This is a genomic window from Micromonospora sp. 050-3 (assembly GCF_046549335.1).
In the GTDB taxonomy this organism is placed as follows: Bacteria; Actinomycetota; Actinomycetes; order Mycobacteriales; family Micromonosporaceae; genus Micromonospora; species Micromonospora trifolii.
Genome location: NZ_JAJPVX010000003.1, coordinates 724,438 through 743,638, shown reverse-complemented (window position 1 = coordinate 743,638; position 19,201 = coordinate 724,438). Strand labels below are relative to the sequence as shown.

Sequence of the window (19,201 nt, the reverse complement as noted above, 5' to 3'; positions counted from 1 at the left end):
GCCGGGCCACCGGCCGAGGTGGACCCGGAAGGGAGGGTTGATGAAGTTCGACTTCGCCGATCAGCAGCCGAAGTTCCTGATGCTGATGTACGGGCTGGTTGCCTTCGTGTTGGTGGTGGGCGGTCTGCTGCTGCTGCTCGACGTGGTGCCGGCCTGGTTCGCCCGTCGGCGGGAGGCGCAGCTCGTCGCCGCTTCGGCGAGTGGTGCTCCACTTCCCCGGCGACTCAAGCAGCGGGAGGGGATCTTCGCGATCTTCTTCCTGCTGCCGACGCTGCTGCTGCTCACCATCGGACTGGTCGTGCCGGCCATCCGCACCGTGCTGCTCTCCCTGATGAACAGGGACAGCACCGAGTGGGTGGGGTTGGACAACTTCGGCTGGATGTTCTCCGACGACGCGATCGTCCGGGTCCTGATCAACACCCTGATCTGGGTGCTCCTGGTCCCGCTGGTGGCGACCGGGTTCGGCCTGATCTACGCCGTACTGGTGGACAAGGCCCGGTTGGAGGCCGTGGCCAAGTCGCTGATCTTCCTGCCGATGGCCATCTCCTTCGTCGGCGCCAGCATCATCTGGAAGTTCGTCTACGCCTACCGAGGTGAGGGCGACCAGATCGGTCTGCTCAACCAGATCGTGGTCAGCCTGGGCGGTGAGCCCAAGCAGTGGCTGCTCGAATCGCCACTGAACACGCTGCTGCTCATCGTCATCATGATCTGGATCCAGGCCGGTTTCGCCATGGTGGTGCTCTCCGCCGCGATCAAGGCGATTCCCGGCGACATCGTCGAAGCCGCCCGGCTCGACGGGGTCAGCCCGTGGCAGATGTTCTGGCAGATCACCATGCCGAGCATCCGACCGGCGCTGATCGTCGTGATGGTGACCCTCACCATCGCCACGCTCAAGGTCTTCGACATCGTCCGGACCTCGACGAACGGCAACTACGACACCAGCGTGATCGCCAACGAGATGTACAACCAGGCGTTCCGGTACAGCGAGAACGGGCGGGGTTCCGCGCTCGCGGTCTTCCTCTTCATCCTGGTCATCCCGGTCGTGATCTACCAGATCCGTAACCTCCGTCAACAGCGGGAGGGCTGAGATGACCACCGCAACGCCCACCGTCGCCGCCGGCACCCAGAAGACCGACGGCACCCCGACCACCAAGGCCGGCCGGGTCCGCAAGCGGTTGAACAGCCGCACCGCGACGCTGGTCTCAATCGTCATCGCGGTGGTCTGGACCATCCCGACCTTCGGCCTACTCGTCTCCTCCCTCCGCCCGGAGGACGAGATCAAGACCACCGGCTGGTGGACGGCCTTCACCAACCCGCAGTTCACCTTCGAGAACTACGAGCAGGTCCTGTTCGGGCGTTCGGCGTCCTCCGGGCAGCTCGCCGGTTCCTTCATCAACTCGCTGGCGATCACCATCCCGTCGGTGCTCTTCCCGCTCGCCTTCGCGTCCCTCGCCGCGTACGCGCTCGCGTGGATCAAGTTCCGTGGCCGGGACTGGCTCTACATCGCGATCTTCGCGTTGCAGATCGTGCCGCTGCAGATGGCCCTGGTGCCGCTGCTGAGGTTCTTCTCCACCGGGGTCAGCCTCGGCGGCGTCACCCTGATGCCGGCCTGGGACCTGGTCGACGAGCAGAAGTTCGCCCAGGTGTGGTTCGCGCACACCTGCTTCGCGCTTCCGTTCGCCGTCTTCCTGCTGCACAACTTCATCTCGCAACTGCCGGGTGACCTGATGGAGGCGGCCCGGGTCGACGGGGCAACCCACCCGAAGATCTTCCGCACCATCGTGCTGCCGCTGATCACCCCGGCGCTGGCGGCGTTCGGCATCTTCCAGTTCCTCTGGGTCTGGAACGACCTGCTGGTGGCGCTGATCTTCGCGGGCGGCGGCGACGAGACCGCTCCGCTCACCGTCCGGCTCGCCGAGATGGCCGGCACCCGGGGCAACGAGTGGCAGCGCCTGACTGCCGGCGCGTTCGTCAGCATCGTCGTACCGCTCATCGTGTTCCTGTCCCTGCAGCGTTTCTTCGTGCGAGGTCTGCTCGCCGGCAGCGTCAAGGGCTGACCGCGCGTCCGCCGCCGCCTGGCCCCTCGGGCGGCGGCGGACGCTCCGGGCACCGAGCGGGGGAAACCGTGACGAGGATCGATGATGTGGCCCGGCTGGCCGGAGTGTCCACTGCCACCGTCTCGCGGGCGCTACGCGGACTACCGACGGTCTCGGCCGCCACCCGACGCCGGGTTCTCGCCGCCGCCGAGCAACTCGACTACGAAGTCTCACCGAGCGCGTCCCGGCTCGCCGGCGGTCGAACCGGCACGGTAGCGGTGGTGGTCCCCCGGATCACCCGCTGGTTCTTCAGCACCGTCGTCGAGGCGGTCGAGGAGTACCTCCACCAGTCCGGCTACGACCTGCTGCTCTACAACCTGGGCGGCCGGGAGCAGGTCCGCCAGCGGGTCCTGCGTACGGCCAACCTGCACAAGCGAGTGGACGCCATGATGCTGGTCGCCACGCCCCTGCGTCCGGCCGACCTGACCGCGCTTGCCACGCTGGAACTGCCCGGCGTCACCATCAGCTCGGGCAGCAGAGTGCCCAACTGGCCGTGCGTACGGATCGACGACGTGGCGGCCGCGCGGGTCGCGACCAAGCATCTGATCGACCTCGGCCATCATCGGATCGCCCACATCTCCGGCGACCCGGACGACGAGTTGGCCTTCACCACCCACCTCGACCGACGCCGGGGTTACCAGGCGGCGCTGCGCTCCGCCGGCCTGCGACCCGACCCCACCCTGGACATCGAGTCCACCTTCACCATCGACGGCGGCAACCGGGCCACCGCCGAACTGCTGGCCCGCGGCGAGCCACCGACCGCGATCGTCGCCGCCTGCGACGAGATGGCGATGGGCGCGATGACCGCCCTGCGCGACGTCGGACTGCGGGTGCCGCAGGACGTCAGCGTGGTCGGCATCGACGACCACGACCTGGCCGGTGTGCTCGGGCTCAGCACCGTCGCCCAGCCCGCCGCCGAGCAGGGCCGGCTGGCCGCCCAGATGCTGCTCGACCCGCTCGGTGCCCGACCGCCGGGCCCCATCGTCAGTCAACGGGGCGCCGGTTGCGACACTCCGGTGGTCCTGCCCACTCGGTTGGTGGTCCGGGACTCGACCGCACCGCCCCGGGCACACTGAAATCCACACACCGCAACACGGGAGACGACCCTGAACACCGACCCGACGCAGCAGACCCCCTCCGGTCACCCGGCCACCGGCTGGTGGACCGAGGCCTCCATCTACCAGATCTACCCCCGCTCGTTCGCCGACTCGGACGGGGACGGAATCGGTGACCTGCCCGGCATCACCGCCCGCCTCGACCACCTGGTCGAGCTGGGCGTGGACGCGGTGTGGCTCTCCCCCTTCTACCCCTCGCCGCAGGCCGACGCCGGCTACGACGTGGCCGACTACCGCGACATCGACCCGCTGTTCGGCACCCTCGCCGACGCGGACAAGCTGATCGCCGAGGCCCGCACCCGCAATCTGCGGGTGATCGTCGACCTGGTCCCGAACCACACCTCCTCGGCGCACCGCTGGTTCCAGGCCGCCCTGCCCGCCGCGCCCGGCAGCCCGGAACGGTCGCGCTACATCTTCCGCGACGGCCGCGGTCCGGCCGGCGACCAGCCGCCGAACGACTGGCAGAGCGTCTTCGGTGGCCCGGCCTGGACCCGGACGGTCGACGCAGACGGGCAGCCCGGCCAGTGGTACCTGCACCTGTTCGACACCGGGCAGCCCGACCTCAACTGGGACAACCCGGAGGTGCACGCCGAGTTCCTGGACGTGCTGCGCTTCTGGTTGGACCGCGGCGTGGACGGCTTCCGGGTCGACGTGGCGCACGGCCTCATCAAGCAGGCCGACCTGGCCGACTGGCAGGAGCCGCAGGAGATCCTCTCCGGGAACGAGATCGACAAGCCCCGCCCGCCGATGTGGGACCAGGAGGGCGTACACGAGATCTACCGGCAGTGGCGGCAGGTCCTGGACAGCTATCCCGGTGAGCGGGTGCTGGTCGCCGAGGCCTGGGTGGAGCCGGCCGAGCGGCTGGCCCGCTACGTCCGCCCGGACGAGATGCACCAGGCGTTTAACTTCGAGTACCTGCTCGCCGCGTGGACCGCACCGGCCCAGTACGCGGTGATCACCCGCTCGTTGGAGGCGACCGACTCGGTCGGCGCGCCGACCACCTGGGTGCTGTCCAACCACGACGTGGTGCGGCACGCCTCCCGGCTCGGCCTGCCGGTCGGCACCGTACGCCCCAACGGCATCGGCATCGGCGACCCGCAGCCGGACGCCGCACTCGGTCTGCGCCGGGCCCGGGCGGCCACACTGCTGATGCTGGCCCTGCCCGGCTCGGCGTACCTCTACCAGGGCGAGGAGCTGGGGCTGCCCGAGCACACCACCCTGCCCGACGAGGCCCGGCAGGACCCGACCTGGGCACGTAGCGGGCACACCCAGCGCGGCCGGGACGGCTGCCGGGTGCCGATCCCGTGGGAGGCCGACACCCCGTCCTACGGCTTCGGACCGACCGACGCGAGCTGGCTGCCGCAGCCCGCGCTCTGGGCGGAGTACGCGCTGGACCGCCAGCGCGACGTGCCCGGTTCGACGTACGAGCTGTACCGCACGGCACTGCGGTTGCGCCGCGCCCACGGGCTGGGTCGCGGCACCCTGGAGTGGTTGTCCTCCGGCGACGAGGTGCTGAGCTTCCGCAACGGTGAGCTGACAGTGCTGACCAACTTCGGTGCCGCTCCGGTGCCGGTGCCGGCCGGCGCCGAGGTGCTCGCCGCCAGCGCGCCCCTGGATGACGACGGCGCGGTCCCGGCCGACGTGACCGTCTGGCTGCGCGGCTGACCGAACGCTGACCGGCCCGTTCCGCGGTACTCGCGGGCGGGCCGATCGGCGTGGACCGGCTCGCTATGGAGCTGATGTCGTAAACGATTCAGGCCCGCGCGCCCGCCCGCGCGCCCGCCCGCGCCCCGCCCCCCGCGCCACTCAAGATCGCACTACTTCCAGGATGCAGTGGCCTCGGCCCGCCGAGAGGCAAGCAGAACCAAGAAGTAACGCGATCTTGAGTGGCGCGGGACGTGCGGGGACGCCTGAGCCCTCGGAACCCCACACCGAACGCGCCCCCGACGCCACCGCCGCGCCGATCTTGCAGTTTTGGTCGTCGGCATGGGTTCAATGCCCGCCTTTGTCGAGGCAGTAATCGCAAGATCGCGGGGCGGGGGGGCGGTCGGCCCGTCGATCATGGAGTTATGGTGCCTGGCTTGGTGCCTTACGGGTCATTTGTCACCCACCACAACTCCATGATCGACGGGGCGAGGGTGGGGCGCGGGGCGGGGGCGGGGGTGGTCCGGGGCGGCGCGGGGCGACGGGGTCAGAGGTGGTCGGCTCGGGTGTGTAGCAGGTCGTGGACGTTGTCGATGTCCGCCGGTGAGGTTCGCGAGGCGAGCCAGTACATGACACCGGTCGGGATGAAGAAGAGCTGGAACGCGGCCAGCCCGACGGCGAAGTTCAGCGGCGGCGGAAATGCCACTCGCAGTGCCTGAAAGGCCACCCCGACCAGCCCGTTGCCGGCCGCGCGACCGACCCCGTTGACCAGGTTGCCCAGGCTGTAGACAGTGCCCCGGTGCTCCGGCGGGTTCACGTCGGCGATCAACGCGAACCAGTTCGGCGAGTTGGCCGAGGTCAACGCGAGCGCAACGATGGCGGTGAGCAGGCTCAGCCCGACCGACGGCTCGGTGAACACACTGGCCAGTACCGCGCCGACCACCGCGCCACCACTCGCGCCGTCCGGCACGTCGATGGTCACCGGCACGAAGAACAACACCAGGTAGAACGGCAGCGCGGCGAGGATGCCGATCGAGGCGACGAGTGCCCGCCCTCGCGGGGTACGCCGTTGCACGGCGTCACCGATCAGCCCGCCCACGATGGACAGCACCCCACCGAGCTGGAACAGGGTGGCGAAGACGCTGCCCACCACCACAGCTGTCGACGTGGAGTAGCCCTGGGCCTCGGCCCGTTCGGCGAAGAGCACCGGCAGCCAGACCAGCGAGCCGAACGCGGCCTGCGCGGTCAGACCCTGCAGGATCAGCCACCGGTTGGTCCGCCGGGCCAGGATGCGCGGCAGGTCGGCGCGGCTGATCCGGTAGTCGTACTCGGCGCCGGCGTCGAGCCTGCCGGCCAGTTCTGGCTCGCTCTGGCCACGCCGGACGTCGTATGTGAACAGGTAGGCCACTGTGGCGACCAGGCCGACGCCGGTCAACAGCAGGAACGGCCGCCGCCAGTCGGCCGCCCCGAGCAGCCCGCCGACGAGCGTGCCCGCGAGGGTGCCGACCCCCTGGGACAGCCCCCAGAAACTCATCACCAGCCCGCGCCGGGTCGGTGAGATCAGGTCGGTGACCACTGAGAAGCCCACCGAGCCGACCGCGCCGAGGCCGACCGCCGCGACGAGCTGCGCGGCCAGGAACGTCAGGTAGCCGCCGGCGAGCGCGCTACCACCGGTGCCGGCCGCCCAGAGCAGTGTGCCCACCATGAGCAGCGGCTTGCGGTTGGTGCGGTCCCCGACGTACGCCCAGCCGACCGCCGCGACCGCGCTGACCAGGAAGCTGACCGCGGTGACCACGCCGAGCATCCGCCCGGACACGTCGAACGCGTCGGAGATCGGGCCGTACAGCGGGGGGACCAGCCCGATCGCCACGTTGTCCAGGGAGGCGAGCAGCACGAACACCACGACGCTGTACAACCGGTGCGCCGGCCCACCGCCCCGACCGTGCGGGCGTAGGCCGGGCCCGCCACTGGTCACCGTCATGACCGGCAGCCAACCAGACTGCGTGGAGGCGGTCGTCACGCGGGTGGGTGCCGGTCACCGTCGACCGGCACCCACCCGCGTCGATCCCGACGCTCAGCGCCGGTCGAGCACCAACCCGCGAGCCGCGGCGTACTGGTCGCGGACGGCGGGGACGGCCGCCGCCGCGTACTCCTCGGTGCCCTCGACAGTCCAGACCGGCGGCGCGGCCCCACCCAGGGCGACCCAGGCGGCCTGCCGGGCGGCGCCGTCGGCGACGTACTCCCCGGCCGGCGGGACGACGACCGGGCAGCCGAAGACCTGCGGGGCGATCTGACGCACCGCGGCCGACCGGGCCCCGCCGCCGACCAGGATGACCCGGCGGGCGGTGGCGCCCTGCGCGGTCAACGCGTCCAGCCCGTCGGCGAGCGCGCAGAGCATGCCCTCCACGGCGGCCCGCGCCAGGTGCGCGGGGGTCGACGTGCGCAGGGTCAGGCCGTGCACAGCGCCGGTGGCGAGCGGCCGGTTCGGCGTCCGCTCACCCTCCAGGTAGGGCACCATGACCAGCCCGTCCGCCCCGGCTGGCGCGGAGAGCGCCAGCTCGGCCAGCTCGTCCAGGTTGACACCGAGCATCGCGGCGGCGGCGTCCAGCACCCGGGCCGCGTTGAGCGTGCAGACCAGGGGCAGGAAACGGCCGGACGCGTCGGCGAAGCCCGCGACGGCGCCGCTCTCGTCGGCGGCCGGCACGTCGGCGACGCTGAACACGGTGCCGGAGGTGCCGATCGAGACGACCACGTCACCCGGACCGGCACCGACACCCAGCGCGGCGGCGGCGTTGTCCCCGGTGCCCGCGCCGAGCAGCGCACCGCCCGGCCCGCCCAGCTCGTCGGCGAGCTTCCCCGCCGACTCGGCCGGGCCGAGCACCTCGGGCACCACCAACCGCCGACCGAAGCCCCGCTCCAGCAGGTCCAGTCGGTAGTCACCGGTCGCCGGCGACCAGTAGCCGGTGCCGCTGGCGTCACCCCGGTCGGTGCGCAGCGCGCCCAACCCCGGTGCGCCGGCCAACCGCCAGGTCAGCCAGTCGTGGGGCAGGCAGACGGCGGCCACCCGGGCCGCCAGCTCCGGTTCGTGCCTGGCCAGCCACCGCAGCTTGGTGATGGTGAAGCTGGCCACCGGGACGCTGCCGGTGGCCTCGGCCCAGAACCGGCTCCCGGCCGAGCCGCCGCCGGCCTCCTCGATGAGGTCGGCGGCGGCGTCGGCGGATCGGGTGTCGTTCCACAGCAGCGCCGGGCGGACCACCCGGCCGTCCTCGTCGAGACACACCATGCCGTGCTGCTGGCCGGCGACGGAGATCGCCGCCACGTCGGCCAACCCGCCGGCCTGGTCGGCTGCGCTACGTAGCGCCTGCCACCAGGCTTCCGGGTCGACCTCCGTGCCGTCCGGGTGCGGTGCCCGGCCCTGCCGGAGCAGGGCGCCGGTCTCCGCGTCCCGGATCACCACCTTGCAGGACTGGGTGGACGAGTCAACGCCTGCGACCAACGGCATGGCGGGGCCTCAGCGGGCGCCGAGCAGGTGCTCGACGGCGAGCTGGTTGAGCCGGACGAAGGCGAAGCCCCGGGCGGCCACCGCGTCGACGTCGACCTCCTCGAACGCGGACCGGTCAGCCAGGAACTCCTCGTAGCCCTCGCCGTCGTTGAGCGTCGGCGTGCTCAGCTCGCCGACCTTGCTGGCGGCGAGCGCCTCGATCACCTCGGGGTCGGCGCGGAACGCCGCAGCGCGCTCCTTGAGCAGCAGGTAGGTGGTCATGTTGGCCGCCGCGGAGGCCCACACGCCGTCCATGTCCTCGGTGCGGGAGGGCTTGTAGTCGAAGTGCCGCGGCCCGTCGTAGGCGGGCCCGCCGTTGGGGCCGCCGTTCTCCAGGAGGTCCACCAGGGCGAACGCGTTCATCAGGTCACCGTGACCGAAGACCAGGTCCTGGTCGTACTTGATGCCGCGCTGGCCGTTGAGGTCCAGGTGGAACAGCTTGCCCTGCCAGAGCGCCTGGGCGATGCCGTGGGCGTAGTTGAGCCCGGCCATCTGCTCGTGGCCGACCTCCGGGTTGAGGCCGACCAGCTCCGGGTGGGCCAGCTGGGAAATGAAGCCGAGCGCGTGCCCGATGGTGGGCAGCAGGATGTCGCCACGCGGCTCGTTGGGCTTGGGCTCCAGGGCGAACCGCAGGTTGTAGCCCTTGTCGATGGAGTACTGGGTGAGCAGGTCCACCGCCTCGCGGTAGCGGTCCAGGGCGGCGCGGACGTCCTTGGCGAGGTCGTACTCGGAGCCCTCGCGGCCACCCCACATGACGAAGGTGCTGGCGCCCAACTCGGCGGCAAGGTCGACCTGGCGCAGCACCTTGCGCAGCGCGTAGCGACGGACCTCGCGGTCGTTGCTGGTGAAGCCGCCGTCCTTGAAGATCGGGTGGGTGAAGAGGTTGGTGGTCACCATGGGCACCACCAGGCCGGTCTCGTCGAGGGCCTTGCGGAACCGGGCGATGTGCTGGTCACGGGTGGCCGCGTCGACGCCGAACGGGATCAGGTCGTCGTCGTGGAAGGTGATGCCGTACGCGCCCAGCTCGGCGAGCCGGTGCACCGCCTCGACAGCGTCGAGCTCGGGACGGGTGGCGTCACCGAACGGGTCGCGGGCCTGCCAGCCCACGGTCCAGAGCCCGAAGGAGAACTTGTCGGCGGGGGTGGGACGGGGTGCCATGAGCAACCTCCGGGGTGGTGTTGTCCGCTATTTGTTCAGCGATTGAATTATTTGCCCACCCTATGGCACTGTCAAGGGGTGAGCCTCACCCACGCCCCGGCCGGCGCAGTCCGTCAGGGCAGCCTGCGCGAGCTCAACCTCGCCCTGGTCCTCGGCCGGATCGCCACGGCCGACCGACCTCCCTCGCGGGCCGACCTGGCGACCGCTACCGGCCTGACCAGAGCCACAGTGTCAGCGGTGGTCGAGGACCTGCTCGCCGGCCGGCTGGTCAGTGAGTCCGACCCCGCGCCCCGCTCGGGCGCCGGCCGCCCGGCACGCGGACTGGTCCTGGCCAATCAGGGGCCGGCCGGGCTCGGCCTGGAGGTCAACGTCGACTACCTGGCGGTCTGCGTGGTGGACCTCGCCGGCCAGGTCCGGCACCGCACTGTGCACCGGGCCGACCTGCGCCCGGTGGCCCCCGCCGACGCCCTGGCCCTCCTGGTCGAGATGGCCGGGGCAGCCCGCGAGGACGCTGCCCGGCACGGCCTCACCCTGGTCGGGGCCGCGCTCGCGGTGCCCGGCCTGGTGGACGACGCCGGGCTGGTCCGGCTCGCGCCGAACCTCGGCTGGCGGGACGTGCCGGTGCCCGCGCTGCTCGCCGAGCACCCTCCGCTGATCGAGCAGGTGCCCGGCGTCCCCGCACTGGTGGTGGACAACGAGGCCAACCTCGCCGCGCTCGGCGAGCTGCACTCTCAGCCACCCGGCCCGTCCAGCTTCCTGCACATCTCCGGCGAGGTGGGCATCGGCGCCGGCATCGTGCTGGACGGCGCGCTGTTTCGCGGCGTACGCGGTTGGAGCGGCGAGATCGGGCACCTTCCGGTGCATCCCGAGGGCCGTCCGTGCCGCTGCGGCGGCCAGGGTTGCCTGGAGCAGTACGCCGGCCAGGAGGCGATCGTGGCCGCCGCCGGGCTGGCCCGGGCGGAGCTTCCCGCGGACACCGCGACGGCCCGGTTGGCCGAGCTGGCCGAGGCCGGCGACGCCGACGCGCTGCGGGCGCTGCACGACGCCGGAACGGCGCTCGGTGTCGCGGTGGCCAGCGTCGTCAACCTGCTCGACCTGGACACCGTGGTGCTCGGTGGCGGTTACGCGGCGCTCGCACCCTGGCTGTGCCCCCCGGTCCTCGCCGAGATCGGCGCCCGGGTGCTCACCGCTGCCTGGTCGCCGGTCACGGTCCGGCCGTCGACGCTCGGCGCGGAGGCCGCCGCGGTAGGCGCTGCCGGCTCGGTGGCCCGTCGGATCGTCGCTCAGCCCGCCGGTTGGCTGGCCCGCTCCGGCTGATCGCCACCCCGCACCGTGCGCCGCTGTCGGGGGGGGAATCGGTACCCTTGCCCCCAGGCAACGATCCCCGGTGAGGAGTCGAGAAGCAGCATGCGCACACGTCGTCAGACGCGCGCCGGCGTCCGGCGGTGACCACGACGCAGCAACCCGGCGGCACCCCGTTGCCGGCCGACGAACGGTTGGCCCGCGAGCTGCTCGACGGGCTCGCCGAGGCCGTGCTGACAACGGACGGGACCGGTCGGGTCACCCTGGTCAACGCCATGGCGGCCGAGCTGATCCCGGAGATCGACGCCGGCACCGACCTGGCCGGTTGCTCGGTGGCAGCCCTGGCCCGGGCGGTCGCCGGCGGCGCTGACCAGTTCGACGCCGACCACCACGGCCGGCGACTGCGCGGCGTCCGGCGGCAACTCGCCGGCTCCCGGTGGGCGTGGTATGTCCGCGACATGACCGAGGAGCACGCTCGCGCCGACGCCCTGCTCGCCGAACGCTCCCGCACCGCGTTCCTCGCCCAGGCCGGCAGTCGGCTGGCGCTGGCCCTGCACCGCGACCAGGTCCTCCTGGCCACCACCACGCTCGCCGTTCCCTACCTGGCCGACGTCGCCGTGGCACTGCCCCGACCGACCGCGCCGGCCGAGCCGCAACCCCGCTGGATCCGGTACGCCGACGGCGAGCCCGCCCCGGTCGCCGGGCTGGCCAGTCCCACGCTGACCAACTCCGTGCCCGGGCTGGCCGAAGCACTGGCCGGCGACCGGGCCGAGCCGGGCCCCTGGCCGGACGCCCCGCTCACCGACCTGGCCGACCTGCTGCCGTCCGAGTTCGGCCCTCCGGGCATGGTGCTGGTCAGCCCACTGCTCAGCGCCAGCGGGTCAGCCGGTGCGCTGCTGCTCATCCGTCGGCCCGGGCGGGCCGGCTTCGACCCGCGCGACGTGGAGCTGGCCCGGGAGTTCGCCGCCCGCGCGGGTGCCGCACTGGCCACCGCCGACCTGCACGGTGAGCAGGCGCACCTGGCCCGGGTGCTGCAAACCAGCCTGCTCCCGCCCGAGCTGCCCGTCGTGCCCGGCGTGACCATGGCGGGCGGCTATCGGGCAGCCGGTGACACCCTGCGCATCGGCGGCGACTTCTACGAGGTGTTCCCGCACCCGCGCGGCGCCCTGTTCGCGCTCGGCGACGTGTGCGGCAAGGGCGTGGGCGCGGCGGTGCTGACCGGCCGGGTCCGCCAGTCGTTGCAGACCCTGCGGCTCGTCGAGCAACGCCCGCTGGAGCTGATCCACCTGCTCAACCAGGCACTGTTCGACGCGCCGGACGCGGCACGGCGCAACCAGTTCACCACTCTGCTGCTCGGTTCCCTGGATCGGGGGCCAGCCGGGCTGGACGTCCGGATCGCCGGCGGGGGGCACCCGGCGCCACTGCTGGTCACCGCCGACGGCACTGTCACCCCGGTCCCGGTCGGTGGCATGCCGGTGGGGGCGCTGACGGCCGCACGGTTCGCCGAGACCCGGGTCCACATCGATCCGGGCGATCTGCTGCTCGCGTACACCGATGGGGTGACCGAGGCGCGCGGTCCGCGCGACGCGGCCATGTTCGGCGAGGTCCGGCTGCGGGCCGCGCTCGCGTCGGCGGCCGGGCAACCGCCGGCGGTGTTGATCGACCGGGTGCTTCGCGCGGTCGACGACTGGCTGGGCGGGCAGTCCCACGACGACATCGCGATGCTGGCCGTGAGCGCCTCGGCGTCGGCATGACGACGGGTGCCGGCCCGACCGGCTTGATCAGGCGGTACGCGCGACCGGCGGGTCGCCGGCCGGCCGCTCCCGGGTGGTGCCGACCGATCGTTCCGGGCCGCCCGACGAACCCGCCCACCCCGCTCGGGTCTGCCGACCCGAATCGACCGACCAGTCCCCCGACCGACCACCGGGCCCGTCCGGGTCGTCCGGCCAGTTCTCCTGGCCCGTCGACTCACCCGACGTCGGCGCGTTCTGCGCCTGCTGGCGGCGGGCGGTCTCGTCGAACTCCCGCATCCCGCGCAGCAACGCGTCGCGGCCCTCCCGGCTCATCCCGGCCAACACGGCGGCGAGTTGGGCCCGGCGATCGGCCCGCAGCTCGGCGACGAGCCGACGGGCCTCCGGGGTGAGGTGGAGCGAGATCTCCCGCCGGTCGAAGCGGCCGGGCTCGCGCTCCAACATGCCGGCGGCGACAAGCCGGTCGCACAGGCGGCTGGCGGAGCTGAGCAGCATGTCGAGTCGGGTGGCGAGCCGACGCAGGTTGATGCCGTCGAACTGCTCCACCACCATCACCGCCCGTAACTGGGCACCAGACAGACGGCTCGCGGTCCCCTCCCGGGCGGACTCCCAGATGCCCAACAGGGCAGCGGCCGCCGCGTCCAGTGCGGCGGCCATACTCGTCTCAGGGTCCGTCGGACGGTTCAGTTCGGCCATGGTGGCCCGAGAATACTCCGAACCCACTGGTAGTCGAGCTTTCAGCGAGGGAGTGACGATGAGCGAACCGGTCAATCAGGCACGACGTGCCCTGAACGAGACACCAGCTGACCGGCTCGTCGGTGGTATCGAAGACGTACTCGCCCAGTCGTACGGGATCACCGACGTCGAGCTCTACCAGGTCGACTACCGACTCGCGGAGCTACTGCCACTCACCGACAGTGACTCGATCACGAGCCCCGGGCACCCGGCCTGGCGCGCCTTCGACCACCAGTCGCCGATACTGACCGACGGCACCGCCTGGTTCCCGGTCACCATGCGTGGCGAGCGTCGAGGGGTGCTGCACCTGTCACCCGTTCCGGACGACCAGGACGTCGTCGCCGCGCTGGCCGAGATCGCCACCGCGCTCGCCCACGAGGTGGCGGCGGTCTCCGCCGGCACCGACGTCTATCTGGCGGCCCGGCGCACCCAACGCCTCACCCTGGCCGCCGAGATGCAGTGGGACCTGCTCCCCGGCCGCAGCCGGATCCGTCCCTCGTTCAGCCTGGCCGGGCAGTTGGAGCCGGCGTACGCGGTGCGCGGCGACAGCTTCGACTGGTCCGACGACGGGGAACGGGTCTGGTTGTCCACGATCAACGGCACCGGTGAGGGGGTAGCCGCCTCCCTGCTCACCTCCCTGGCCACCCACGCGCTGCGCAACGCGCGTCGGGCCGGGCTGGGCCTGGCCGACCAGGCCGCCCTCGCCGATCAGGCCATCTACGACCTGTACCGGGGCGAGCAGCACCTCTCCGCGTTGCTGATGGAGTTGGATCTGCGCTCCGGGATGATGACAGTGGTGGACGCCGGGTCGCCCCGACTGGTCCTGCTCCGCGACGGGGACGTCGCCGAGCAGCCGCTGGAGGCGCAGTTCCCGCTGGGCATGTTCGAGGCGACCGACTACCACGAGCAGAAGTTCCCGCTGCAACGCGGCGACCGGGTCTTCGTGGTCAGCGACGGGGTGGTGGAGGCCACCGGTCAACACGTGCGCTACGGCGAGACGGCACTGGACCGGTTCCTGCGGCGGACCGGGCCGATGGCACCCCTGGACGCCGTCCGGTCGCTGATCGGTGACCTGCGCGCGTTCGTGGCCGGTGACCTGGTCGACGACGCGGTGGTCGTCTGCCTGGACTGGACCGGCCCGCAGGCGTGAGCGGTGGTCAGTAAGCGCCGCGGCCGTTGAGCACCGCGCCGAAGGTCTTCCAGAGAATGGTGAGGTCGGCGGCCAGGGACCAGTTCTCCACGTAGTAGAGGTCGAGCCGGATGCCGTCCTCCCAGCTCAGGTCGGAGCGGCCACTGACCTGCCACAGGCCGGTCATGCCGGGCTTGACGAGCAGCCGTCGGGCCACGTCGCCGTCGTAGCGGGCCACCTCCGAGGGCAGCGGCGGGCGGGGCCCGACCAGGCTCATCTGGCCCAGCAGCACGTTGACCAGCTGCGGCAGCTCGTCCAGTGACCATTTGCGCAGCAGCCGGCCGACGCGGGTCACCCGGGGGTCGTGGCGCATCTTGAACATGAGGCCGTCGGTCTCGTTGCGGGCGGTCAGCTCGGCGAGGAGCGCGTCAGCGTTCACCACCATGGTGCGGAACTTGAACACCCCGAACTCCTGCCCACCCCGCCCGACCCGGACCTGTCGGAACAGCACCGGGCCCCGGCTGTCCAGTTTGATGGCCAGCGCGATGAACGCGATCAGCGGCAGCAGCACCGCCAGCGCCAGCGACGAGGCGGACCTGTCGACGAGACCCTTCACCAGCTTGCGGACCCCGCGGAACTCGGGCGCCTCGACGTGGATCAGCGGCAGGCCGGCGACCGGGCGGGTGTGGATGCGCGGGCCGGCGACGTCGGTCAGCGCGGGCGCCACGACCAGGTCGATGCCGGTCCCCTCCAGCTGCCAGCCGAGGCGGCGCAGCCGGGTCGCGGTCAGCTCACCGGAGGCGGTCACCGCGACGGTGTCCGCGCCGATCGCGGTGGCGGCCTCCGGGATGCCCCGGAACGACCCCACCACCGGCACGTCACCCAGCCGCTGCGCCACCGGCGCGAGCAGCGCGTCCGGGATGCAGGCGCCCACCACCTGGTAGCCGGCGTACGGCTCGCGGCGCAGCGTGTGGACCAACTCCAACACGTGGGCGGTGTCACCGACCACCAGCACCTTGCGGGACCAGCCGGCGCCCAACGAGCGGGCCCGGTGCAGCCGCTTGCGGGCGGCGAACCGCGCCACCTCCAGCCCGACGGTGCCCACCGCGAAGGAGATTCCCAGGAAGCCCCGGGAGACGCCGACGTCGGCGATGTATCCGATGATCGCGATCGCCCCGGCCAGGCGCAGGCTGGCGGAACTGACCCGCCGGTACTCGTCCGCCCCGTAGCCGATCACCCGGTCGTCGTAGCAGCCGAGCGCCTTGAGCGAGATCAGCCAGGCCAGCACCAACCCGGGGGCGACCAGCACGTACGGGATCTCCGAGCCGGTCGGCTCGTCGTCACCGAAACGGGCGACGTACCCGATCAACAGCGCGATGATGAGGATGGTGGTGTCCAGCACCACCAGAACCCGGACGTAGGACCGTTCGTCGGCGCGCGCCACCAACCCGGCGCGTCGACCGCCCGGCTCCGCCGACGTGGCGGGGGTCAACAGTGTCGCCACGCTCACCGGCCCTCCCACTCTGTACAGGATGGCCCCGGCCGACGGGTCGGACCGGAGGCGGACCGACTATGCCGGAACAGTCGACATCCTGCCTTGACAACTATGACTGCCGATTGCTTCCGACGTATTGCCGTCACTTTTCTTCAACAACCTGGTGGCCGAAAAGGGGCCTGCCACACCGAATCGAACGGTACGGCAGGCCCCTGGACGTCTGAGCGTCGGATCAGCGTGGTGCTGGCGGACGCCGCGCGATGGCGCTGAGGAAGATGCTGCCGATCTCGCTCGGGTCCTTGGTGACGAAGACGTCGCCACCGGTCACCTTGGTGATCGATTCCAGCTCTGCCTTGCTGACGCCCTCGCCGATACCGATCATGATGACCTGGACCGGCCGCTCCGGGTCGGCGATCTGCTTGAGCTTGGCGAGCAACTGCTGCTGGTTGAGACCGTTGTCGTCCTCGTTCTTGCCGTCGGTGAACAGCACGATCGAGTTGACCCGGCCGGGCTGCCAGTTCTCCTGCACGGCCTGGTACGCGGCCAGCATGGTGTCGTAGAGGCCGGTGTCCCCGCTGGAAGGCTTGACGGTGGCGAGCGCGCCCTCCAACTGGGCCCGCTGGCCGGAGAGCGGCCCGATGGGGACCAGCTCCCGGTAGTCCCGGTTGCCGACGAGCCTGGTGGAGAAGGTCCACAGACCGATCGACCAGGAATCGTCGAAGAGGCCGAGGCCGCGACGGGCCGCGTCCACTGTGACCTCTTCTCGGCTGCGGTTGTTGGCGCTGGGCACCGGGTCCTTCATCGAGCCGGAGACGTCGATGACGGCCAGCATCCGACCGGACTGGGTGGCGATCGACCAGCTGGAGACGACCCGCTGGATGGCGGCCGGGTCGAGACCGCCCGCCGCGGTGCCGCCGTTAGCGGGTGCGGTGGGCGCGCCGCCGGACGGACTCGGAGCACCCTGCGGCGCCTTGAAGCCCTCGCCCCAGTTGCCGTCCGGGGCGCGCAGCGACTGCGCGGCGAGCCGGTTACGGAAGGTCGGGCTGGTGAGCAGCTCGAACAGCACCTTGGCGGCCGACGCCTTGCTCGGCTCGATGCCGGGCAGCACCGCGTACGGGTAGTCCAGCGGCATCGGCGCCGGCTCCATGTAGAGCGCGGCCAGCGGCACCGGCGGCTTCTTGCTGTTGTACGCGATCACGTCCTCTTCGGACAGGGCCGCCGCGCCGAGACCACTGGCGATGGACGTCGAGTCGTTGGCCGTGGGGAAACGGGCCAGCAGGTCGTTGCGGAGCGAGGAGCGCCCGGTGGCCAGTGCGCGGAGCGCGCCGACGGTGTTGCGCTGGGCGTCACCGCCGGCGCCGTTGGCGGCCGCGGTCAGCGAGAGCAGACCGGACAGGCCCGCCGCGTCGCGGGTCGGCTCGACGATCCCGGTCCGCAGCGGCGCGCTGGTGTTGTTGACCTGCTTGAGCAGGTCGGTCCAGTTGAACTTCTTGTCCGGCCAGCCCAGCCGCGTGGCGATCGGCTCGGGCATCGCGACGACGATCGGGCTGCGCGCGATGGACTGGCCGTTGGTCGGCGCGAACGCTGTCGCGTCCTTCTTCAACCGCAGCAGCCAGGTCGAGGAGTCGGGCACCCAGACGTCGGGGCTGACGGCGGTGCCACTGGCCTGCCCCACGCCGGCCAGCACAGCGCCATGCTTGGCCGCCACCACGGCCGCCACGTCGACCGGGTCGGACGCGGACACGTCGACGCGGATGCAGGTCGGGCCTACCGCGGCGCCATCCTTGACCCACTGGGACGCGGCGGCGTCCACCGCCGGCGCGAGTTCGGAAGCGACCGCCACGGCGAGTCGGATCTCCCCCGAGCAGCTGGGCTGGACCAACTCCTGGTAGCCGAACCACGCGCCCGTCGTCACGACGAGCACCCCCGCCGTTGCGGCGGCGGCGGCTAGGTGGAGTTTCGAACGCATGCGATGGCGGCCTGCTGACACGGTGACCATCTTGCGTACTAGGTGCCGTCTCTGCCACATCCGTTCGGACTAAAGTTACGGAGGAGAAACAGTTGACCACCATTTCGCAACACAGAGTGACGCAGCAGCCCCGTGGCGTTGCCGAATCAGTGCAGCACTCACGTCTCTTAAATCATCGTTCAGGCCAGCACGCACGTCGGGCTCGGCACCGGCACCGGCTCGCCGACCGCCTCCGGGACACCGGTGTCGGCGTCGCGCCGGAACACCCGCACCATGTCCGCCCGCTCGTCGGCGACATAGAGGTGCTCACCGATGAGGGCGAAGTGGCGAGGCCACCCGCCGCCGGTGTCCACTTCGGCCACCAGCTCGGGCAACTCCCCGGCCAGTGTGAAGACCGCCACGGTCCCCACCCCACGGTTGGCGACGTAGAGGAACCGGCCGTCCGGGGTGACAGTGACCTCCGACGGCTGAACGTGACCGGCCCGCCCGCTGGCCTCGACCCGCCCGCGCTGGTGCAACGCGCCGTCGTCGGTCAGCTCGTAGGCGGTGACCGAGGCGTCCAGCTCACCGACGAGGTAGCAGCGCCGTCCGTCCGGGTGCCGGGCGAGATGCCGGGGTCCGGTGCCGGGCTTGGTACGCATCCGGGGCGCACGCGGCACCAGTCGTCCGGTCGCCTCGTCCAGGTCGTACCGGTAGACCGAGTCGGTGCCGAGATCCACGCCGAAGATCGGCCCCCGGCCCGCCCCCGGCGAGACCATGTGGGCGTGGGCGTGGTCCTGGCGCTCCGGGTCGGGGCCGTGCCCCTCGTGCACCACCAGGTCGGTGCGCTCGCCGGGCACGCCCTGCGGGTCGAGCGGAAAGACCGCGATGCTGCCACTGCCGTAGTTGGCCGCCAGCAGGTGCCCGCCGCCGGGCAGCACCGCCAGGTGGCAGGGCTCGGCGCCGCCGGTCGACCGACTGCCGAGCGGGTCCAGCGCGCCGTCCGCCCCGACCTGCCAGGCGCTGATTTCGCCGTCGGTCAGCTCGTTGACCGCGTAGAGCACCGGCTGGGTGGGGTGCCGCGCCAGGAACGAGGGGGACGGGGTGACCGCCACAGTGCCGAGCGGGGTCAGCGCCCCGGTCGTCGGGTCGCGACGCGCGGCGACGATGCCGCTGCCCCGCCCGCCACTCTGCGCGGTGTAACCCCCGATGTGGACGACCTCACCCTGACCGCTCACGCCCAACTCCTCCGCCGGCATCCTTCGTTGATCCAACCAGAGGCTGCCC

General features: G+C 71.7%; 14 protein-coding genes. 7 read left to right on the top strand and 7 right to left on the bottom strand.

What is annotated here, in order from left to right:
- Positions 1 to 40: 40 nt before the first annotated feature.
- The 4 genes from ACLJOK_RS31460 (at position 41) to ACLJOK_RS31445 (ending at position 4,876) form a co-directional block, all read left to right on the top strand.
- Positions 41 to 1,087 carry a carbohydrate ABC transporter permease gene (locus ACLJOK_RS31460; RefSeq protein ID WP_410822108.1) on the top strand — a complete coding sequence of 349 codons (1,047 nt, stop codon included), beginning with the start codon at positions 41 to 43 and terminating at the stop codon, positions 1,085 to 1,087.
- A gap of 1 nt (position 1,088) precedes the next feature.
- Complete coding sequence (locus ACLJOK_RS31455) at positions 1,089 to 2,057, top strand: carbohydrate ABC transporter permease (RefSeq protein WP_410822107.1); 969 nt, start codon at positions 1,089 to 1,091, stop codon at positions 2,055 to 2,057.
- 68 nt (positions 2,058 to 2,125) lie between these two features.
- Positions 2,126 to 3,172 (top strand): LacI family DNA-binding transcriptional regulator, encoded by a 1,047-nt coding sequence (locus ACLJOK_RS31450; RefSeq protein WP_091405707.1) that lies wholly within the window; start codon positions 2,126 to 2,128, stop codon positions 3,170 to 3,172.
- Between the two features lie 30 nt (positions 3,173 to 3,202).
- Positions 3,203 to 4,876 carry a glycoside hydrolase family 13 protein gene (locus ACLJOK_RS31445; RefSeq protein ID WP_410822231.1) on the top strand — a complete coding sequence of 558 codons (1,674 nt, stop codon included), beginning with the start codon at positions 3,203 to 3,205 and terminating at the stop codon, positions 4,874 to 4,876.
- A gap of 526 nt (positions 4,877 to 5,402) precedes the next feature.
- On the opposite strand, the gene ACLJOK_RS31440 is transcribed toward ACLJOK_RS31445, so the two are convergent.
- The 3 genes from ACLJOK_RS31440 to xylA all read right to left on the bottom strand — a co-directional run bounded on the left by ACLJOK_RS31440 (position 5,403) and on the right by xylA (position 9,554).
- Entirely contained in the window at positions 5,403 to 6,836 is a 1,434-nt protein-coding gene (locus ACLJOK_RS31440) for an MFS transporter (protein WP_410822106.1), read from the bottom strand.
- 93 nt (positions 6,837 to 6,929) lie between these two features.
- Positions 6,930 to 8,357: a xylulokinase gene (xylB, locus tag ACLJOK_RS31435; RefSeq protein ID WP_410822105.1), complete on the bottom strand. Its 1,428-nt coding sequence runs from the start codon at positions 8,355 to 8,357 to the stop codon at positions 6,930 to 6,932.
- Between the two features lie 9 nt (positions 8,358 to 8,366).
- On the bottom strand, positions 8,367 to 9,554 hold the full coding sequence (gene xylA / locus ACLJOK_RS31430; protein WP_410822104.1) for a xylose isomerase: 1,188 nt from the start codon (positions 9,552 to 9,554) through the stop codon (positions 8,367 to 8,369).
- A 78-nt stretch (positions 9,555 to 9,632) separates the two neighbouring features.
- Between xylA and ACLJOK_RS31425 the strand changes: the two genes are divergently transcribed.
- The gene (locus ACLJOK_RS31425; protein ID WP_410822103.1) at positions 9,633 to 10,871 is read left to right on the top strand and encodes an ROK family protein; all 1,239 of its coding nucleotides are present in this window, start codon (positions 9,633 to 9,635) and stop codon (positions 10,869 to 10,871) included.
- Positions 10,872 to 10,999: 128 nt separating this feature from the next.
- Positions 11,000 to 12,610 (top strand): SpoIIE family protein phosphatase, encoded by a 1,611-nt coding sequence (locus tag ACLJOK_RS31420; protein ID WP_410822102.1) that lies wholly within the window; start codon positions 11,000 to 11,002, stop codon positions 12,608 to 12,610.
- Between the two features lie 27 nt (positions 12,611 to 12,637).
- On the opposite strand, the gene ACLJOK_RS31415 is transcribed toward ACLJOK_RS31420, so the two are convergent.
- Complete coding sequence (locus ACLJOK_RS31415) at positions 12,638 to 13,264, bottom strand: MarR family winged helix-turn-helix transcriptional regulator (protein WP_410822101.1); 627 nt, start codon at positions 13,262 to 13,264, stop codon at positions 12,638 to 12,640.
- A gap of 97 nt (positions 13,265 to 13,361) precedes the next feature.
- Here ACLJOK_RS31415 and ACLJOK_RS31410 point away from each other — a divergent pair, with 97 nt between their 5' ends.
- Positions 13,362 to 14,492 (top strand): PP2C family protein-serine/threonine phosphatase, encoded by a 1,131-nt coding sequence (locus tag ACLJOK_RS31410; RefSeq protein ID WP_410822100.1) that lies wholly within the window; start codon positions 13,362 to 13,364, stop codon positions 14,490 to 14,492.
- 7 nt (positions 14,493 to 14,499) lie between these two features.
- Here ACLJOK_RS31410 and ACLJOK_RS31405 read toward each other — a convergent pair whose 3' ends face one another.
- The 3 genes from ACLJOK_RS31405 to ACLJOK_RS31395 all read right to left on the bottom strand — a co-directional run bounded on the left by ACLJOK_RS31405 (position 14,500) and on the right by ACLJOK_RS31395 (position 19,152).
- Positions 14,500 to 15,981: a sugar transferase gene (locus tag ACLJOK_RS31405; RefSeq protein ID WP_410822099.1), complete on the bottom strand. Its 1,482-nt coding sequence runs from the start codon at positions 15,979 to 15,981 to the stop codon at positions 14,500 to 14,502.
- A 217-nt stretch (positions 15,982 to 16,198) separates the two neighbouring features.
- Complete coding sequence (locus ACLJOK_RS31400) at positions 16,199 to 17,956, bottom strand: substrate-binding domain-containing protein (protein ID WP_410822098.1); 1,758 nt, start codon at positions 17,954 to 17,956, stop codon at positions 16,199 to 16,201.
- 158 nt (positions 17,957 to 18,114) lie between these two features.
- Positions 18,115 to 19,152: a lactonase family protein gene (locus tag ACLJOK_RS31395; RefSeq protein ID WP_410822097.1), complete on the bottom strand. Its 1,038-nt coding sequence runs from the start codon at positions 19,150 to 19,152 to the stop codon at positions 18,115 to 18,117.
- Positions 19,153 to 19,201 lie beyond the last annotated feature (49 nt).

Bases quoted from the DNA above. Each gene is read 5' to 3' on its own strand.
- xylB (WP_410822105.1), bottom strand. From the start codon at position 8,357: ATGCCGTTGGTCGCAGGCGTTGACTCGTCCACCCAGTCCTGCAAGGTG.
- ACLJOK_RS31455 (WP_410822107.1), top strand. From the start codon at position 1,089: ATGACCACCGCAACGCCCACCGTCGCCGCCGGCACCCAGAAGACCGAC.
- ACLJOK_RS31440 (WP_410822106.1), bottom strand. From the start codon at position 6,836: ATGACGGTGACCAGTGGCGGGCCCGGCCTACGCCCGCACGGTCGGGGC.
- ACLJOK_RS31410 (WP_410822100.1), top strand. From the start codon at position 13,362: ATGAGCGAACCGGTCAATCAGGCACGACGTGCCCTGAACGAGACACCA.
- xylA (WP_410822104.1), bottom strand. From the start codon at position 9,554: ATGGCACCCCGTCCCACCCCCGCCGACAAGTTCTCCTTCGGGCTCTGG.
- ACLJOK_RS31460 (WP_410822108.1), top strand. From the start codon at position 41: ATGAAGTTCGACTTCGCCGATCAGCAGCCGAAGTTCCTGATGCTGATG.
- ACLJOK_RS31415 (WP_410822101.1), bottom strand. From the start codon at position 13,264: ATGGCCGCCGCACTGGACGCGGCGGCCGCTGCCCTGTTGGGCATCTGG.